Source organism: Mesorhizobium sp. M7A.F.Ca.CA.002.09.1.1 (assembly GCF_003998555.1).
Taxonomy (GTDB): Bacteria; Pseudomonadota; Alphaproteobacteria; order Rhizobiales; family Rhizobiaceae; genus Mesorhizobium; species Mesorhizobium ciceri.
Window position 1 is genome coordinate 1 of record NZ_RZRR01001486.1, and the last position, 664, is coordinate 664.

1 protein-coding gene is annotated in these 664 nt (G+C 64.8%); it reads right to left on the bottom strand.

From position 1 onward, the window contains the following. A partial coding sequence (locus tag EN994_RS34190; protein WP_127308291.1) for an alpha/beta hydrolase occupies positions 1–664 on the bottom strand: 664 nt, incomplete at both ends.

A 664-nucleotide genomic window follows, 5' to 3' on the forward strand; every position in this document is an offset into this window, starting at 1 on the left:
GCCGTGAACCGGCGATCAGGCCGGAGAGCCGCAGCGCACGGTCGTCGTCCGATAACAGCAGGATGAACGGCTTGTCGGGCTTGCCATAGCGCCGCATCTGGCTCTTGAACACGTCGACATCGATGTCGGGCGAGGCCAGCACCACGTCGCCGAGCTTGCCGCCGAGATCGCGATCGCCGGTGATGGCCATCTGGCGCAGCGTTTCCATGGTGACCCAGGTTCCGAGCGAATGTGCGACGATGTCGATGCGCCACGCGCCGGACTGCTCCAGCATCCTGAGCGTCACCTCCAACTGGTCGCGGGCAGCGCTGGCGCTTTCCTTGTCGTAGACATAGTCGGTGGTCCTGGCGCCCGATGCCCAGGAAAACAGCACTGGCGTGCCGGGATAGCCGGAATCATGGACGATCTGGGTCAGGCGATAGACGGCGGCATCGAAGCCGGTGTTGTAGCCATGCACGAAGACCATGACGCGGCCGCCGCGCGCCGCGATGTCGGCGTTGAGCGCGCTGGAGAATTTCGGCTGCGTGTCGTAGCCGACGACCTCGGAAGCCATGAAATACTTGGCCGGGTCGTCCGACTTGCCGCGCGAGCGGCGCTCGATCTGGCCGGTCTTGTGAAGCCCCGGAACGGTGACGTTGACGCGGGCATAGTTCAGCGTCTGTCT